This window comes from Microcystis panniformis FACHB-1757 (assembly GCF_001264245.1).
In the GTDB taxonomy this organism is placed as follows: Bacteria; Cyanobacteriota; Cyanobacteriia; order Cyanobacteriales; family Microcystaceae; genus Microcystis; species Microcystis panniformis.
Window position 1 is genome coordinate 2,006,779 of sequence record NZ_CP011339.1, and the last position, 14,578, is coordinate 2,021,356.

The following is a 14,578-nucleotide window of genomic DNA, read 5'->3' on the forward strand; positions in this document are numbered from 1 at the left end:
ACTTGGCGATGATACCTTTGATGCCGCTTTGCGCGATGGCAGACAATTTATCGGCAATAATCAAATTCTCAATACGGGAAGCGGTAATGACACTGTAAACGTTCGCTTTGCTGTCGGTGGTAATAACATCCGTACCGCTTCGGGCAATGACATCGTTTACGCAGGAACCAATAACCGTATCGATACGGGGGCAGGAGATGACATCCTCTTCTTGGGTTCTGCTAGTGGTAATAATATCGTCACTGGGGGTAGCGGCCAGGATCTATTCTGGATTACAGAAAATGATGCGCTCTTACCGGCAAATACCAACATTATCGCTGATTACAGAGCAAATCAAGGGGATCTGATTGGTTTCTTCTCTACTAGCTTAAGTTGGGATTCTCTCGGTACGGATTGGGATTATCGTCAAGCGGGTGCAAATACCATTATTGAAGCTTTTGGACAAGATATGGCTATTCTCAATGGAATTAATGCTTCTACCTTGACTCAAGCTAATTTCATCTTTAATTAGGCTCTCTAACTAACTAAATTGAGGGGCGAGACTCATCAAACGCGCACCTTTCAACCCTAATATTTTCAGCACATCTTATTGGATGAGGACAAAATGATGAATTCCTGGCAACGCAACGCAGTGATTACTTCTGGGGTAGTTCTAAGTCTTGCAGTTCAGCAAGTCAATCCTGCTCAAGCAGCTATCGTAAGTTACAATCTAGCTGGAACTATCCAAAATGGTTTATTGACAGGGCAAACTTTTTCGGGTACTTTTAGCTATGATAATTCCCTGTTGACGGGTTTAGGCTTTGAATTTTTAGATGTATCTCAAGTCAACTTGAACTTTTTTGGCTCAACTTTTACTGCTGTTGATGATGATTCTTTTCCTGATAGTCCTAAGGTGGAATTTTTAGATGGTATCCTTCTAGGGTTGAATTTTTCAACGTCTAGTTTTACTCCAGAATTTTCTCTAATTCCCGCTTTTGGTAGTACTGAGGCTACTTTTTCCTATATTGGAACTAATGATAGCGGTTCAGGCCCCGTTCAATATGTCCTGATTCCTGAACCTTCAACTGTTCTAGGAATTATTGCTTTAGGTATCGGCGGTTTTTTGGTGGGTAGAAAACGATAATATCATTAAAACTCGTGTTTTACTAATTTAAGCCACCTCCAAGGATTTGCTAGGGGTTTTGAATTGAGTTATGTGGGAGCATCCCACTTAGGCGATAAGTATTGGTACTTGTCGCCTATCAAGTAGGGTGAAAAATCAAAATATAGCACTTTTCACGTTACTGAGGTATCGACAAGTTTTGCCAACAAAGGGCTTAAGCCCTTTGCCCATACCTCATTCTGATGAAAACTGCTATAATACTAAATCCGTTGAGTATAGGCTACATATCAGGATAGGCAAGAAGCAAGAGGCAAGAGGAGCAATAGATAATCAGTCTTTAATAACCAGATTTAGTATCAGTTATCAGTAACCGCTCTAATCTCTAGTTAGTCTCCAAATGTCTTCTCTAATTATAGGGATTACTAAATAATAATATGGAAAAGAAACAGACAAATCCGATGGGCAAAGTTTTCACACCTTTAACAATAATTAATCGTGCCGATGAATCAGCAGCTGCTAGAGGTTTTATCTCTCCTTCAGAAATTCGCTCTGTTACTTTACCAAAAGTTTTAGTTGATACGGGAGCAACAACACTCTGTTTACCTGCTAATATTATTGACAGACTGGGGCTAGATTTACTTAAAGAAGTCGATGTTAGTACCGCGACTGGATTGAGCAAAGCGAGAGTCTTTCAGGATGCTAAAATATTGCTTTGTGGTCGCGAGGGAACTTTTGAATGTTTAGAATTACCCGGTGGTCGCGATCCTTTAATTGGAGTAATCCCCCTAGAAGCACTGGGTTTAGAATTAGACCTACAAAACCAAACTTTGAAAGTTTTACCCTCCGAATCTCTAGATACTTATCTAACAATTCTCTAAAAATTGATAACCTTCATGGATCGATCACCCTTATTTTCTCAATTTAAGTAGGGAGGCACAATTATTGGTAGGATGGGTTAGCAGTAGCGTAACATGAGCGGGCGTTGGGTTTCATGCTTCAACCCAACTACGTTCTGATAACTGTTAACTGATAACTCACACCTGATAACTCACACCTGATAACTGATAACTGATAACTGATAAGTAGGAAGACACAATTATTTGTAGGAAGGGTTAGCAGTAGCGTAAGCGGAATTCTTGAGAAGGAGAGAAGAAAATAGAGAATAAGTTCTGAAGGAATCACGGCGATGAAACAGGAAATTAAGCCCTTTAACCCTGATAAAATCTACGAAATAGTGCTTTCTGTCAATTTTTCCATTAATGCCCAATTTGCTCAAGAAGCGCAGGAGAAATTAAACGCTATCCTTGGGGAAATGGATGCGGATTACTGGCAAATTCACCACATCTGTGCAGCGGGAAATTAGCTATATAGTCCCATGATCTAGCTTTTTTAGGGCGCTGAGAGCATGAAGACGGACGATTGCTTCCCCATCGGCTGCTAAAGTCAGCAAAATACTTTTATTATCCCGCTCTAATTCTCCTAAAGCGATCGCTAGAGACTGTTTAACTCCCGTATCAGTGAAGAGCGCCGGACGGGAGTGATAAAAATTACTGAGAATTTCCCCTGCTTGTTGGCGTAATTTCTGGGAGGTTTGCCGGCCGAGAATAGCGATAATTTCCCGACAAATTAGGACATTTTCGCTATATAAAGCCTTTTCTAGATAATTTAAAGCTTCCTCATCCTCGATCCAGCCTAATGCTCGCACTACAGTTAATTTTAAACTATCGGGAGTTAAGGAAGATTGCAGGAGTGGATTTAAAGCTTTAGCTGAGGTTGCTGTGCCGATACGACTGAGAGCGATCGCAGTTTCTTGACAGATCTCAAGGTGGACATCGAATAACAGCGGTTGCAGATGGTTAACTAAATCTGCTTGGGGATAATTCGTCCCTAGGTAACTACTAGCTTTAATTGCTTCCCGTCGCACCTCGATGGCCGGATCCTGTAAAGCATCGAGGATAATCACAGTAATCTGGGGATGGTGAAAACTGCTTAAAGCTTCGATCGCCATAGACCGAATGGCGCTAGATTGATCCTTAACTACGGTTAAAAGCGGTTCGATAATTTCTGGTCGGCGAATTTGTGATAAAGCTTGTACGGCTAAAAAACGGGTATTAGAGTCGGACAGTAATTGTCCTAAACTGGAGATGGCAGAACTGCCGATATTAGCTAAAGCGGCCGCAGCCATTTGGCTGAGTTCCTCCTCCTCCGATCTTTGCAATAATTGACTGAGAGCGAGAATACAGGCTCGATCGTCAAATTGACTGAGAATTCTCGCCAGAAACCAGCGCATTTCCCCATCTTGTTCCTCGGATTCTAACAGGGCAATTAGAGGAGCGATCGCCGATTGACCGATTTGAGGAAATAGTTTCGCTGTCTCCCATCGCTGTTGAAAATCGCATTTTTGTAAAGCTTCTAGGGCTAAATCGAGGATTTCATCGTTAATAATCGGTTCAATCGCATCTTTTTGGTTTAAAAGTCGCTGTATGCTGGCGTTTACTGTCTCCCAGTCCTTTTTATTCAACGCTATCTGAGCTTTTTCTAGCAGAGCTTGCATCGTGAGAAATGGCCTCGATTTTCGTGCTACCTATCTCAAGAATGTCAGACTTTCTCGCTTTTGTCCTCTCTCATAATGCAAGAAACCGATAATAAATCTCCAAATTGTGCATCAGACATCAGTATTTAGGGTTTGCGGCAAAAAGTACGGGCGAAGCATTCGGATAGAAAATCTACGGTTTCACCGATAGGTTATTGCCCGAATGCTTCGCCCCTACAGGACGCGGGCCGATGAAGATGCAAGGTTTTGAAGCACGATTCTCTCAAAATCTTGCACCTGTTTCACGAGAAAAGCCACAAAACCCTTACCTTGCCTACATTTCATATTTATTCAGCAAGCCCTATTTACTCAGGGCAAGCTATCCACAGACTTCTTGCAGAAGTGGGAATATGGACAAAAGTATATTATCGAAAAAATCGGGTCTAAAACCTCGCCTTAAGGCGAAAAGTTTTGGGAGCGGGGCATAAATCCCCGTTACAAAAACGGCCTCCTGCCCCCTGCCTTCGTTAATGACTTTCCCCTAAATCATCAAAACAAAACAGCTATTATTCCCAGTGTTTGGATAATCAGAAATGATGAAAATTTTCCCCGTTTAATTACTTGTTATGTACTTTAAGTAGATAAGGAGATAAGGAAATGAAACTCTTAGATGTGGTTGCTTTATTAGAAGACTTACCCCAATTGGGATTATATCGCGGGCAAGTGGGAACAATTGTAGAAGTCTATGAGCCAAATGTTTTTGAAGTTGAATTTAGCAATACTTCTGGCCCTGCTTATGCTATCGAAATCTTACAAGAAAATCAATTAATGTTATTACATCATTCTCCCTTAGAATCCCAAAAATTAACCGCTAAGTAGCGGTAAGCTGTTGACTATCTAAATCACTCGTTAAGACTGTCTATGAGGGGGGAAAAGGGAGCTTTTTTTCAGTGTTGCCAAAGGCACGGCGTAGCCGTCCAGTAAACAGTAATCGGTGAACTGAAAACTCACATCTGATAACTGATAACTGATCACTGATCACTGACTTGTGAGGGCGCATCAGCGATCGCACAGTAGGGACGACTATAACAAAGGGGTGTTTCCAAGTCGTGTTGTTCCAAAAATTCCCGATTACTTAAAATCCTAGCGGTTTCTCCCTCTGCTACCACCTGACCACGACTTAACACCACCGTGCGATCGCATAATTCTAAAGCCAGATCGAGATCATGGGTGGCGATCACTTGGGTTTGGGGTAAAGTGGCCAACAGTTGTATTAATTGCCGACGGGACCGGGGGTCAAGTTGGGCGCTAGGTTCATCAAAAACTAAGACCTCGGGCAACATGGCTAAAACCCCCGCAATTGCCACGCGTTTTTTTTCACCCCCCGATAGATTCTGACTGTTTCTCTTACCGTAATGCTGGGAATCCAATCCCACCGCGTGTAAAGCATGATGACAGCGATGGTTTAAATCCTCTCCCCGAATACCCTGATTCATCGGGCCAAAAGTCACATCTTCCCAGACAGTGGGCATAAATAGCTGATCGTCGGGGTTTTGGAAGACTAAACCGACAAAATTGCGGATATTTTCTAAATTCTCTGGTTTAACTTCGTAGGGACCGACGGTGATTCTACCGGTTTGCGGCGGGAGAATACCGTTAAAATGCAGTAATAAGGTGGATTTTCCGGATCCATTGGCCCCGACTAAAGCTACCTTTTCCGTAGCTTCAATGGCTAAGTTAATACCCTTTAACGCTTCTGTACCGTCAGGATAGGTATAAACTAGGTTTTCAATAAAAATCGGGTTGTGGTGCATGAAAAACGAGACTTTTACCGAAAAATTGGGTTCAAGGTTCCCCGTCCTTTAGCGTAGCGGAGGACGGCTTTTTTTGCAACAGGTTGTCAATCTAGCTTCCAGTTTAGGCAACGGCAGTGTCAACTGAGTAGATGTACCATTTGACCCCAGAGGATCAAAATTACTATACAAATTATAGCGAGATAATCGTTCAGCTTGCTTTGGGGAACCTGTAGAGAAGGCAAGGAACCAGTGTAACCCCTCGATAACATGGCTTGATAAATGCGATCGCCACGTTCGTAGGTGCGGATAAATAAAGAGCCGATCATGTGTCCCACTAGCAACCGCTGCCATCGGGGACTACTCATTAAATTACGCGCAATTGCTGCCCTTCGCATGGAATTAAATTCAGCGATCAAAACCGCTAGATAACGGTACATAGAAGCTAAAATTGCCACCAATAAAGGGGGGGTTTTTAGGGTAACTAAGGCTTGTAACAGGTCGGGAATTGCTGTGGTTAAAACCAGAATATTGACCGTACAAAGACAGAGAAAAGCTTTAAAGGCCACACTGCCTAAAACCAGCAATCCCTCGCTAGTTATCCGCAAAAATCCCCAAGACCAAAGAATTTCGCCGCCATCACGAAAAAGAGTTCCCAATAAAACCACACCGATAAAGACAAATTCGATCGCTACTCTTTGTAAAAGTACGCTAATAGTCACCCGACTGATCAGAATTAAAATAATTAATCCTAATCCGTAAATCCCCCAAGTTTCCCAGCTACCATTCGGAGTTAAGGCTGTGGCAAAAACTAACAAAAGAGTCACTAAAACACGGGTATGGGGCGCGAGTCTCTGCCAAAAACCGCAATTTTGGCGCTCATTTTCGCAAGAAAAAGTAGCAATGTGTAGCATTTATTCAGTTATCAGTTATCAGTTATCAGTTATCAGTTATCAGATGAACGTAGGTTGGGCTTCGGCCGTGAGCTTTTGCCGAACGGTTGAAGCATGAAACCCAACGCCCGCATAGTTTACGCTACCGCTAACCCATCCTACCAATAATTGTGCCTCCCTACTTATCAGTTAGAAAGGGGATATAGGGATATAGAACGTAGCGATTGTCTTAAAAGTCAAGGGGAATAAAGAAAATCTTTTGTACCCCAAATAGGCAAGACAAAGTAACGGCACCAGTCATCCGTTTTGTCAGCGATGAAATTGTTCGGAAAACTGGACTAAGCGGGTGCTTGCCAGCATTTATTATCACGAATCATGGCATTGAGGATAACCAGCAATTTCCTCATACAGGCAACTAAGGCCACCTTTTTCAACTTGCCATTGGTCAACAACCGTTCGTAGAACTTCCGAATCACCGGGTTATGACGAATGGCTACCAATGTGGCCATGTACAAGCCACAGCGAACCGAGGTGCGTCCCCCCGAAATCATGCGTTTACCCTTGTGCTGGCCACTATCGTGGTTGATAGGAGCGACCCCGACCAGCCGGGCAATCTGTTTTTCGCCAGAGTGTTCCCATCTCGGGTAATTCCGCCAAACATAGGGCAGATGAAACTTTGCCGATCCCTTTAACGGATTGTAAGATTTCATTTTTGCCTTGCCAATCGGCTTGCTGTTGGGCGAGGGACTGAATCTGCTCGTTGAGGCTTTCAATACGCTGTTGGATTTCCTCAATATGGGCTTTGATATCTAGTTGCACCGTCTCAGACGCACGACTGAGGCGGTTTTTCTCCGCCACCTGCATCTCCACCAACTGCTGTCGTCGTCGTACTAGGTCGCTCAATTGTTGGGCTTGGGGGGCAACCACGGGTTGGGGTTGGGGTTGCACGGCTCGTGCGAATTGAGCGATTACCTGTGCGTCCAATTTGTCCGTTTTTGCTTTCCCCAATGCCGTCGCAAACCCTTTGACCTTGCGGGGGTTGGCGATCGCTACCGGTATGGTGGCGGCTTGTAAGCCCGATACGAGTGCGCGCTCTAATCCACCCGTCGATTCCACCACCACCAAACTCGGTGAGAGAGGATGTAATTGTTCAATCAGCGATTGAACGCCAACGTCGCTGTTGGGTTGTTGCAAGGTCAGACCTTGCGGCAACACGTAGATATCTAGAACCTCTTTACTGACATCGATCCCTACCCATGTTTTTTCTTCTGTCATCGTTTATGCTGGGGTTAAGTTATTTTGTCCCTTTGGTAACTCGTCCTTGCGAAGACGAGGTTAATCCTAAGGGCGATTGTTCGAGCTTGTCTCCTCGGGATGACGGCGTGGCTCCGGTGGCTACCCAACGGTGTCAAGCACCTCGGTTGAACTGGATGTCCACGCCCTTTTTCAGAATATAGGCACCCAAGCTACAAAGCGGTATTTTTTACCTAGGTTGGGACGGGTTGCCTACTTCTCAAGATACAAGGTTGGGTTGAAGCATGAAACCCAAAGCCTGCATGGGTTACGCTACCGCTAACCCATCCTACAAATAATTTTGCCTCCCTACTTAGTGATTAAATTCTCGACTTAGTAAGCGTCCTGTAGTTCGTAGAATTCGGGAGAAACGTAATCTTTGCGTAGAGGCCAACCGACCCAATCTTCCGGCATTAAAATCCGTTTCAGGTGGGGATGTCCTTCATAAATAATGCCGAACATATCATAACTTTCTCTTTCTTGCCAGTCAGCCGCTTTCCAAATCCAGTAAACCGAAGCAACCCGGGGATTATCTCGAGGAAGAAAGACTTTTAAGCGCACTTCCACGGGACTATCGACATTATCGGTTACTTTGACCAGATGATAGAAACTAACCAATTCTTTCCCCGGTCCCAAATCGTAAGCGCCCTGACATTGGAGATAATTAAAACCATAAGCGTATAAAGCAGTGGCCAGAGGAATTAAAAAGTCTGGTTCTACTTTAATCAATTCCACACCACTATGGTCAGCTTCTAAAGCTTGATGCTCAAAACCATTTTCGCTTAACCAAATCGAAGTGGGGCAAGCTTGCACAATAGCTGTCGTTTCTTCAGTCATTTAGATTTCTTCCTTTTGTTTCGTGGTCAAAAGAGCGGGGGGAACAGGCATACCAGTGGCTTCTAGTAACTCTTTCGGGGGTGCTTGACGGGTGGCCGATTGTAGATATTTACCTGTGAGAATCGGTTCTGTGGCCTGCATTTTGTGGGTGGTGCTGTAATAACGATTGGTTTGCTGGAGGACAGTCCCACGTTCTTGAATAGATTCGTTAGCGACTTTTTTCCGCAGTTTAATAATCGCGTCGATAATCGCTTCTGGACGGGGGGGACAACCGGGTATATAGACATCCACGGGGATAAGTTTATCTACCCCTCTGACTGCGGTGGTGGAGTCACTGCTGAACATTCCCCCCGTAATCGTACAGGCACCCATGGCGATAACGTATTTAGGTTCTGGCATTTCTTCATACAGACGCACCAAAGCGGGGGCCATTTTCATGGTGATTGTACCGGCAGTGATGATTAAATCGGCCTGCCGGGGACTAGAACGGGGAACTAAACCAAAGCGATCAAAATCAAAACGGGAACCAATCAAGGCCGCGAACTCGATAAAACAGCAAGCTGTACCGTATAGCATCGGCCAAAGACTTGACAAACGCGCCCAGTTATACAGGTCATCAACGGTGGTAAGGATGACATTTTCCGATAAATCCTGGGTAACTTTGGTGCGTTCGATGGGATTGAGGATTTTTTCGCTTTGTTGTTCGATAATTTGCTTAAATTCGCTGGTAGGGTTGGGACTCATCCGGTTATCCTCTCATGAAAAGTCAAAAATAAGGAAAATTATGGCCGTTATGACCATTCTAAGGCTCCTTTCCGCCAAGCATAGACGAGAGCAACCACAAGGATAGCAATAAAGATCAATGCTTCTACAAAAGCTAATAGGCCCAATTGATTGAAAGCTACTGCCCAAGGGTAGAGAAAGACGGTTTCCACGTCAAAAACCACGAAAACGAGGGCAAACATATAATAACGAATGTTAAACTGAATCCAAGCACCGCCGATCGGTTCCATCCCCGATTCATAGGTGGTACGTCTTTCTGGACCGCCACCACTAGGCCGCAGGACTTTGGAGGCAGTTAGGGATAGGATTGGTACTAAACTGCAAGCGAGCAGAAATCCTAGAAAATACTCGTAACCTTTGAGGACAAACACTGGGTTTTTTTTCTCCTTATTCGCTATCGACAGGGGAAGTTGTCGGCATCTCTATGGGTACTTATTATAGAGGCTTTAGCAACCCGTCTCCTTCTCAAAAGCAGCATTGAAGATGTTTATCGATACCATTAGCTAATCGTCGGGTCAAACTTCGCTTCTGTCCGTGCTTTGCTCTTAACTCTGACGGGGTGACAAGGAAATGACCATAATGGACTGCTGACTATCCAGATTACTCGTTAAGACTGCATGGGAGTGCCAGAATTGCCAGTCCGAGCATTTGTACTAAAATTTCCCATAGGCAGTCTAAATTAGGAGAAATGCTGTCAGACCCACTATACTTTGTTAATGCACCCGCTCAGAAAAGCGATCGCTTTATTTTGGCTCCGGGAAATGGACTTGCGATCAAGTATATCAGGATGGATATTTTTTTACCGTTGAAAAGGGTTAATTAGATTTAATTTACTAAGCCAATTAAAATAATCAATTTTGTTTCATTGATCTTAACCAAGTTTCTGACATAACTATCTCCTCAAAGTTGAGTAGCTTGTTTATGAAGCCAACTTTTCAGACTTTTATACGCTGATAACCACATTTGGTTCACTGCTGGAATAACGCATATTTATCAAATTTTGACTAGGTTTTTCTACTATATTAATCCATTTTCTCACCTCTGGAAAATTTTGAACTCTCGAATAGAGACGATTATGACGTTTTAAAGCAGTTGTCAAACTGTGACCCGGATTAGTTATAGTATGTCCGGGGTTATTGGAATCAGTTTTCCATTCTTGACTGGATACCGAAGCTAAGATCATAGATTTCAGAAAACATTCGATCGTAATACCTCCAAAGTGCATAGCAGCTATTTTCCTATTAGATTTACAAAGTATTTCTGTATCTTGATGACGTTGTAAAAAAGCTGATTGGTAATCTTCCATCCCTAATTATCTATTCGCTAGAGTTAATACCTGTGAATAAGTTTTTTTTTAGCTGAGGATTAAACAAGGGTACTTTATTAGACAATAAAGCACCCTTTTAATTTAGCTTAGAACTCTCCTTTTAAAGCGGCATTACAGCGCTCACAAATAGTGGGATCATCGGCAAATTTTCCCACTTGAGTCGAATAATTCCAACAGCGATCGCATTTTTCTCCGTCCGCTTTGACAATTCCCACCGAAACAAAGTCCGATTCTCCTTTATATTCGGCGGTTTGAATTGCGCTAATATCACTAACTAATTCCACTTGAGAAGAGAGAAATAGATAACGCAATTCATCGACTTTATTCCCCGTTAAACTATCACAATTGTTGAATAATTCTAGCTCCTGTTGTAAGGTTTCATCGGGAACATAAAGTAAAACTTTTGCCTCTAAAGAAGCACCGATCGCCTTATCATTTCTGGCAGTTTCCATCACCTTATTAACTTCGGTGCGTAGCTGCCGGAATTTCGCCCATTTATCGGCCAATTCGCGATTATTCCAAGCAGGATCGATGTTGAGCCATCCTGACTCAAATACCGATAAATAAGGAGTTTTGTAGGGGAGAAATTGCCAGATATCTTCCGCTAGATGAGACAGGACAGGAGCGATCGCTTTAGCAAGATTTTCTAAAGCAATAGCATAAACTGTTTGACAACTGCGACGACGGAAAGAATTAGGATCAGAAATGTATAAACGATCCTTAGCGATGTCGATATAAAAGTTAGATAAATCGACAACACAAAAATTCTGTACCGTCTGGAAAAAGCGGAAAAATTGGAAACTTTCAAAAGCTGCCGTTACTTCCGTAAACACCTCCGAGATACGATGTAACATATAGCGATCGATCTCCGGTAGCTCTTCATAAGCTACCGCATCTTTAACGGGATCAAAATCATTTAAACTCCCCAGTAAAAACCTGGCAGTATTACGGATTTTATTACGGATATCTACCAACTGTTTAAGAATATTTTGACCGATATTCACATCATTGGTATAGTCCACCGAGGACACCCATAACCGAATCACATCCACCCCATAAGCGGGTTCTTTTTTCTGGTCTTTACCACCATTAATGATCACATTGGGATCGATGACATTCCCCAGAGATTTACTCATTTTTCGTCCCTGTTCATCCAAAACAAAACCGTGAGTTAACACCGTTTTATAGGGAGCAATACCATTAGCAGCGACACTGGTTAATAAACTCGATTGAAACCATCCCCGATGCTGATCCGATCCTTCTAGATACATATCCGCAGGATAACTTAATTCTGGTCGAGCATTAGCCACCGCATTCCAACTAGAACCAGAATCAAACCACACATCCATAGTATCCATTCCCTTGCGATAACTGCGACCATTATCGCGATAACTGAGAGGTAACAATTCCTCTACGGATAACTCCCACCAAGCATTAGAACCCTTAACTGCGAAGATAGCTTGAACGTGATTAATCGTCTCCTCCGTTAACAGAGGTTCATTCGTTTCTTCGTCATAAAAAACAGGAATAGGAACCCCCCAACTGCGCTGACGAGAGATACACCAATCGCTTCTTTCACTAACCATAGAAGTGATGCGATTCTTACCCGTTGCAGGAATCCAACGCACCGAATCAATTGCGTCTAAAGCTAATTCCCGGAATCCTTCCACGGAAGCAAACCATTGTTCTGTTGCGCGGAAAATTGTCGGTTTTTTGGTTCTCCAATCGTAGGGATATTTATGCTGATATGCTTCTTCTTTGAGTAAGGCACCCTTTTCTGTCAGTGCTAAAATTATTGCTTCATTAGCATCTTTCAAGACATTTAAACCCGCAAATTGTCCCGCTTCTGCGGTGAAATTTCCCTTATCATCCACGGGAGAAAGTATCGGTAAACCGTAACGTTGTCCGACGATATAATCCTCCTGACCATGGCCAGGGGCCGTATGAACTAATCCAGTGCCGGAATCAGTGGTGACATAATCCCCACCGATGAGAATCGCACTTTCTCTGTCAAACAAAGGATGACGATATTTAGTATGTTCTAATTCCAGACCTTTAACCGTTGCTTTAATCGTCAAAGTTGTGTTAAAAGTGTCGGCCAATTTTTCGACTAAATCCGTCGCTACGATTAGATAATTAGACTCGCTAGTTTCCACCACTGAATAGTTTAATTCTGGGTTCAATGCGACGGCCAAATTCCCGGGTAAAGTCCAGGGGGTAGTCGTCCAGATAGCCACGGATAAATTAGGCAAAAATGGCGTTAAAACCGGGGTTGAAACTGACGTAATTGGAAAAGCAACATAGACACTGCGGGAAGTGTGACCTTCGGGATATTCTAATTCGGCCTCAGCTAAAGCGGTTTGAGAACTAGGACTCCAGTGAACTGGTTTTAGTCCCCGATAAATATAACCTTTTAGGGCCATTTTTCCGAATACGGCAATTTGAGCGGCCTCGTATTCAGGTTTTAGGGTTAAATAGGGATTTTCCCAGTCTCCCCAGACTCCATACCTTTTGAAACCTTCACACTGTTCTTTTTGCGTTTGAAGGGCAAAATCGTGGGCTTTCTGACGTAATTTCAAAGGGGTTAGACCCTCTTTTTCTGAGCTTTTGAGACTTTGTAAAACCTTTAGTTCGATCGGCAACCCGTGACAATCCCAACCCGGCACATAGCGCACTTTGTAGCCTTGCAGCAGTTTATATTTATTGATAATGTCTTTGAGAATTTTATTTAAAGCATGACCGATATGCAGGGACCCGTTAGCGTAGGGGGGTCCATCGTGGAGAATAAATAATTCTTTGGGGTTATTTTGCGCTAATTTCTCATATATTTGCTCATCTTGCCAGAATTTCTGGATTTCTGGCTCACGTTTGCTGGCATTTGCTCGCATATCAAAGTCAGTTTGAGGCAAATTAACGGTATCTTTGTAACTTTTAGCGTTGGACATTCTGGCAAACCTATGGATATCAATCGTTTTTGGGATTCATTCCTAAATAACGTCCCTTTGAGAGTCGTTATCTCTATTCTGTCACATAACTGTAATACAAATATTACAAGTGACAATCATTGATCTATAAGTCTAGCGAGATTGAGTCCAAGAGCGATGATTCCGAAAGGCTATAATTTAGTTATTCGAGGATAGGGAGCATGGGGACGATGGTGACGAATCCTAATTTTTTTTATGTCTCTCCAGAAGTGTATCTAGAAGGGGAAAGAGTCAGTCCCATCAAGCACGAATACCGAAAAGGACGGATTTACGCAATGGTAGGGGCAAAAAAGCCCCATATTGTCTTAAATACAAATATAGCTACTTTATTGAGTATCCATCTCGATGATAGTCCCTGTCTTGTTCTCACTTCCGATATCAAAGTCCGGTTAGAGGAGGCAAATTGTTATTATTATCCCGATATTGCGGTGGTTTGTGACGAGAGAGAGATTAACAATACTGATGATTTTATTCTTTATCCCGTTCTGATTATTGAAGTATTATCGAAATCGACGGAATCCTTTGATAGGGGTGATAAATTTAGCGATTATCAAACCTGTCCCACCTTAAAAGAATACATTCTTATCCATCAAAACCAGAGGAAAATTGAATGTCACCGTCGCGAGGATTCGGGAGTTTGGCAAGAACAGATCTATGAAGCGGGAGATGAGGTAGAATTTGCCAGTGTAGGATTCCGGGGATCGCTCGCTTCTATCTATCGCAAAGTCCCCGGTTTGGTATAATTGCCATTCTTTTTTGACTTCACTTAATTATACTAAATCCGTTGAGTAACGCACAGAAAACGGGTTTCTCCGAGAAACGAAACCCGTTTTCTGCTCATGCACTCATGCAAAAAGGGGAATAAATAATCAGTCTTTAATAACCAGATTTAAGTACCTAGGCAAAATTATTTACACATGACGATCATTGCCCCGTAAGGGTTTTAGCTCGATCGGGCAGGTAATTAATTTTGCATGACTACTTAGTATTACTGTCATAATCTTTATCAAAAAAAGAGGAGAAAAAAGCAATT

The 14,578-nt window shown here is 42.9% G+C and carries 14 protein-coding genes and 1 pseudogene; 6 read left to right on the forward strand and 9 right to left on the reverse strand.

Annotation, left to right across the window (positions count from 1 at the left end; genetic code table 11):
• Nucleotides 1-28 precede the first annotated feature (28 nt).
• The 4 genes from VL20_RS09670 (at nt 29) to VL20_RS31695 (ending at nt 2,465) form a co-directional block, all read left to right on the forward strand.
• Nucleotides 29-511, forward strand: a complete 483-nt coding sequence (locus tag VL20_RS09670; protein ID WP_052276366.1) for a calcium-binding protein — start codon at nt 29-31, stop codon at nt 509-511.
• A gap of 93 nt (nt 512-604) precedes the next feature.
• Nucleotides 605-1,123, forward strand: a complete 519-nt coding sequence (locus VL20_RS09675) for a PEP-CTERM sorting domain-containing protein (RefSeq protein ID WP_071591795.1) — start codon at nt 605-607, stop codon at nt 1,121-1,123.
• Nucleotides 1,124-1,560: 437 nt separating this feature from the next.
• Complete coding sequence (locus VL20_RS09680; protein ID WP_211571687.1) at nt 1,561-1,980, forward strand: retroviral-like aspartic protease family protein; 420 nt, start codon at nt 1,561-1,563, stop codon at nt 1,978-1,980.
• Nucleotides 1,981-2,288: 308 nt separating this feature from the next.
• Nucleotides 2,289-2,465 carry a hypothetical protein gene (locus tag VL20_RS31695; protein WP_002743097.1) on the forward strand — a complete coding sequence of 59 codons (177 nt, stop codon included), beginning with the start codon at nt 2,289-2,291 and terminating at the stop codon, nt 2,463-2,465.
• Here the strand turns inward: VL20_RS31695 and VL20_RS09685 are convergent, their stop codons facing one another.
• Nucleotides 2,466-3,656, reverse strand: a complete 1,191-nt coding sequence (locus VL20_RS09685; RefSeq protein WP_052276368.1) for a HEAT repeat domain-containing protein — start codon at nt 3,654-3,656, stop codon at nt 2,466-2,468.
• A gap of 636 nt (nt 3,657-4,292) precedes the next feature.
• On the opposite strand from VL20_RS09685, the gene VL20_RS09690 reads away from it, so the two are divergent.
• On the forward strand, nt 4,293-4,514 hold the full coding sequence (locus VL20_RS09690; protein ID WP_052276369.1) for a DUF4926 domain-containing protein: 222 nt from the start codon (nt 4,293-4,295) through the stop codon (nt 4,512-4,514).
• Between the two features lie 152 nt (nt 4,515-4,666).
• On the opposite strand, the gene VL20_RS09695 is transcribed toward VL20_RS09690, so the two are convergent.
• The 8 genes and pseudogenes from VL20_RS09695 to ileS all read right to left on the reverse strand — a co-directional run bounded on the left by VL20_RS09695 (nt 4,667) and on the right by ileS (nt 13,506).
• The gene (locus VL20_RS09695) at nt 4,667-5,449 is read right to left on the reverse strand and encodes an energy-coupling factor ABC transporter ATP-binding protein (RefSeq protein WP_002755908.1); all 783 of its coding nucleotides are present in this window, start codon (nt 5,447-5,449) and stop codon (nt 4,667-4,669) included.
• Between the two features lie 119 nt (nt 5,450-5,568).
• Nucleotides 5,569-6,342, reverse strand: coding sequence for a cobalt ECF transporter T component CbiQ (cbiQ, locus tag VL20_RS09700; protein WP_052276370.1), 774 nt, complete (start codon nt 6,340-6,342; stop codon nt 5,569-5,571).
• A 317-nt stretch (nt 6,343-6,659) separates the two neighbouring features.
• A pseudogene (locus VL20_RS09710) lies at nt 6,660-7,596 on the reverse strand (IS110-like element ISMae40 family transposase).
• 351 nt (nt 7,597-7,947) lie between these two features.
• Entirely contained in the window at nt 7,948-8,451 is a 504-nt protein-coding gene (locus VL20_RS09715) for an NAD(P)H-quinone oxidoreductase subunit J (protein WP_052276371.1), read from the reverse strand.
• The gene (gene ndhK / locus VL20_RS09720) at nt 8,452-9,195 is read right to left on the reverse strand and encodes a photosynthetic/respiratory NAD(P)H-quinone oxidoreductase subunit K (RefSeq protein WP_002760976.1); all 744 of its coding nucleotides are present in this window, start codon (nt 9,193-9,195) and stop codon (nt 8,452-8,454) included.
• A 47-nt stretch (nt 9,196-9,242) separates the two neighbouring features.
• The gene (gene ndhC, locus VL20_RS09725) at nt 9,243-9,605 is read right to left on the reverse strand and encodes a photosynthetic/respiratory NAD(P)H-quinone oxidoreductase subunit C (RefSeq protein ID WP_002739390.1); all 363 of its coding nucleotides are present in this window, start codon (nt 9,603-9,605) and stop codon (nt 9,243-9,245) included.
• A gap of 572 nt (nt 9,606-10,177) precedes the next feature.
• Nucleotides 10,178-10,417 carry a hypothetical protein gene (locus tag VL20_RS32480; RefSeq protein ID WP_284526073.1) on the reverse strand — a complete coding sequence of 80 codons (240 nt, stop codon included), beginning with the start codon at nt 10,415-10,417 and terminating at the stop codon, nt 10,178-10,180.
• A gap of 230 nt (nt 10,418-10,647) precedes the next feature.
• Nucleotides 10,648-13,506: an isoleucine--tRNA ligase gene (gene ileS / locus VL20_RS09735; RefSeq protein ID WP_052276373.1), complete on the reverse strand. Its 2,859-nt coding sequence runs from the start codon at nt 13,504-13,506 to the stop codon at nt 10,648-10,650.
• A gap of 209 nt (nt 13,507-13,715) precedes the next feature.
• Here ileS and VL20_RS09740 point away from each other — a divergent pair, with 209 nt between their 5' ends.
• Entirely contained in the window at nt 13,716-14,288 is a 573-nt protein-coding gene (locus VL20_RS09740) for a Uma2 family endonuclease (protein WP_052278426.1), read from the forward strand.
• Nucleotides 14,289-14,578: the final 290 nt, after the last annotated feature.

Bases quoted from the DNA above. Each gene is read 5' to 3' on its own strand.
- VL20_RS09675 (WP_071591795.1), top strand. From the start codon at position 605: ATGATGAATTCCTGGCAACGCAACGCAGTGATTACTTCTGGGGTAGTT.
- VL20_RS09680 (WP_211571687.1), top strand. From the start codon at position 1,561: ATGGGCAAAGTTTTCACACCTTTAACAATAATTAATCGTGCCGATGAA.
- VL20_RS31695 (WP_002743097.1), top strand. From the start codon at position 2,289: ATGAAACAGGAAATTAAGCCCTTTAACCCTGATAAAATCTACGAAATA.
- VL20_RS09685 (WP_052276368.1), bottom strand. From the start codon at position 3,656: ATGCAAGCTCTGCTAGAAAAAGCTCAGATAGCGTTGAATAAAAAGGAC.
- VL20_RS09690 (WP_052276369.1), top strand. From the start codon at position 4,293: ATGAAACTCTTAGATGTGGTTGCTTTATTAGAAGACTTACCCCAATTG.
- VL20_RS09695 (WP_002755908.1), bottom strand. From the start codon at position 5,449: ATGCACCACAACCCGATTTTTATTGAAAACCTAGTTTATACCTATCCT.
- cbiQ (WP_052276370.1), bottom strand. From the start codon at position 6,342: ATGCTACACATTGCTACTTTTTCTTGCGAAAATGAGCGCCAAAATTGC.
- VL20_RS09715 (WP_052276371.1), bottom strand. From the start codon at position 8,451: ATGACTGAAGAAACGACAGCTATTGTGCAAGCTTGCCCCACTTCGATT.
- ndhK (WP_002760976.1), bottom strand. From the start codon at position 9,195: ATGAGTCCCAACCCTACCAGCGAATTTAAGCAAATTATCGAACAACAA.
- VL20_RS32480 (WP_284526073.1), bottom strand. From the start codon at position 10,417: ATGATCTTAGCTTCGGTATCCAGTCAAGAATGGAAAACTGATTCCAAT.
- ileS (WP_052276373.1), bottom strand. From the start codon at position 13,506: ATGTCCAACGCTAAAAGTTACAAAGATACCGTTAATTTGCCTCAAACT.
- VL20_RS09740 (WP_052278426.1), top strand. From the start codon at position 13,716: ATGGTGACGAATCCTAATTTTTTTTATGTCTCTCCAGAAGTGTATCTA.